This window comes from Paracoccus limosus, from assembly GCF_009711185.1.
GTDB lineage: Bacteria > Pseudomonadota > Alphaproteobacteria > Rhodobacterales > Rhodobacteraceae > Paracoccus > Paracoccus limosus.
Map to the genome: position 1 here is coordinate 1 of NZ_WMIF01000055.1, position 2,500 is coordinate 2,500.

Sequence of the window (2,500 nt, forward strand, 5' to 3'; positions counted from 1 at the left end):
GACCTTCAGGTTATGAGCCTGACGAGCTACCGGGCTGCTCTACCCCGCGCCATTGCATCGCGTGGTCTGCGGTGCTTGCTTTTCATCGTTTCGAGAGATGCTCTCGCTTCTTTTCAGGTCTGGCGGTGACCTACTCTCCCACGTCTTGAGACGCAGTACCATTGGCGCGACGGCACTTAACGGCCGAGTTCGGGATGGGATCGGGTGTTTTGCTCGTGCTTTGGCCACCAGACCGGAAAAGGAGCGAGATCGGCGTTTCCCCGAGGGGATTTGTTGTCCAAGGATGCTTTTGGAAGAAGATCTGTCTTCTTCCGGATCAAATCAAGCCAATCGAGCCATTAGTACCGGTCAACTGAATGCATTACTGCACTTACATCTCCGGCCTATCGACGTGGTGGTCTTCCACGGCTCTCAAGGGATACCTTGTTTTGAGGGGGGCTTCACGCTTAGATGCCTTCAGCGTTTATCCTGTCCGTTCATAGCTACCCAGCACTGCCGTTGGCACGACAACTGGTCCACCAGTGGAACGTTCACCCCGGTCCTCTCGTACTAGGGGCAACTCCTCTCAAGTATCCTACACCCACGGCAGATAGGGACCGAACTGTCTCACGACGTTCTAAACCCAGCTCACGTACCTCTTTAAATGGCGAACAGCCATACCCTTGGGACCTGCTCCAGCCCCAGGATGAGATGAGCCGACATCGAGGTGCCAAACGATGCCGTCGATATGGACTCTTGGGCATCATCAGCCTGTTATCCCCAGCGTACCTTTTATCCGTTGAGCGATGGCCCTTCCACTCGGGACCACCGGATCACTATGGCCGACTTTCGTCTCTGCTCGACTTGTCAGTCTTGCAGTCAGGCTGGCTTCTGCCATTGCACTCAACGAGCGATTTCCGACCGCTCTGAGCCAACCTTCGCGCGCCTCCGTTACTCTTTGGGAGGCGACCGCCCCAGTCAAACTACCCACCACGCAGGGTCCCGGACCCGGATAACGGGCCGCGGTTAGACATCAAGAGTGCGAAGGGTGGTATCTCAAGGATGGCTCCACCGGAACTGGCGTCCCGGTTTCAATGCCTACCACCTATCCTGCACATCACAATCCTGATGCCAGTGCGAAGCTATAGTAAAGGTGCATGGGGTCTTTCCGTCTAACCGCGGGAAGTCTGCATCTTCACAGACAATTCAATTTCGCTGAGTCCACATTTGAGACAGCGGGGAAGTCGTTACGCCATTCGTGCAGGTCGGAACTTACCCGACAAGGAATTTCGCTACCTTAGGACCGTTATAGTTACGGCCGCCGTTTACCGGGGCTTCAATTCAATGCTTGCACATCTCCTTTTAACCTTCCGGCACCGGGCAGGCGTCAGACCCTATACGTCGCCTTACGGCTTCGCAGAGCCCTGTGTTTTTAGTAAACAGTCGCCACCCCCTGGTTTGTGCCCCCAGCCACTGCTTGCGCAGCAACCGGGCCTCCTTCTCGCGAACTTACGGAGGTATTTTGCCGAGTTCCTTAAATGTGGTTCTCTCAAGCGCCTTGGTATTCTCTACCAGTCCACCTGTGTCGGTTTAGGGTACGGTCTTGTGGAGGGCTATTTCCAGGAACCCCTAAGCAGCCCGATCAATCCGATAAGATCGAACTACCTTTGGGATCCGTCACCATCTCCTGGCCCAGGAATATTAACCTGGTTCCCATCGACTACGCCTTTCGGCCTCGCCTTAGGGGCCGGCTTACCCTGCTCAGATTAGCTTTAAGCAGGAACCCTTGGACTTTCGGCGACAGGGTCTCTCACCCTGTTTGTCGCTACTCATGTCAACATTCTCGCTTCTGATCACTCCACCGGATGCCTTACAGCCCGGCTTCACAGTCAGAACATTGCCTCCAATGTATCCGAGGATACTAAGGAGGCAGCGTTCTATATCACAGAACGCTCCGCTACCGCGTGCATAAATGCACACCCAAAGCTTCGGCTCGTGGCTTGAGCCCCGTTACATCTTCGCCGCAAGACCTCTTGATTAGACCAGTGAGCTGTTACGCTATCTTTAAAGGATGGCTGCTTCTAAGCCAACCTCCTGGTTGTTTTGGAAGTCTCACATGCTTTCCCACTTAGCCACGAATTGGGGGCCTTAGCTGTTGGTCAGGGTTGTTTCCCTCTCCACGACGGACGTTAGCACCCGCCGTGTGTCTCCCGGATAGTCCTTCCTGGTATTCGGAGTTTGCTTAGACTCAGTAAGGCTGTGGGCCCCCATCATCCATGCAGTGCTCTACCCCCAGGAGGATACGTCCGAGGCGCTACCTAAATAGCTTTCGCGGAGAACCAGCTATCTCCAGATTTGATTGGCCTTTCACCCCTAGGCACAAGTCATCCCGACCTTTTTCAACAGGTGTGGGTTCGGACCTCCAGTTGGTGTTACCCAACCTTCATCCTGCTCATGCCTAGATCATCTGGTTTCGGGTCTGATCCGTCTAACTAAGTCGCCCATTTAAGACTCGCTTTCG

General features: G+C 54.5%; 2 rRNA genes (1 of these 2 cut by a window edge). Both read right to left on the reverse strand.

Annotated elements, in window-relative coordinates:
• Positions 1–117 precede the first annotated feature (117 nt).
• Positions 118–232, reverse strand: a 5S ribosomal RNA gene (gene rrf, locus GL279_RS18775).
• Positions 233–317: 85 nt separating this feature from the next.
• Positions 318–2,500: ribosomal RNA gene (locus tag GL279_RS18780) — 23S ribosomal RNA — on the reverse strand; it runs 650 nt beyond the window's last position.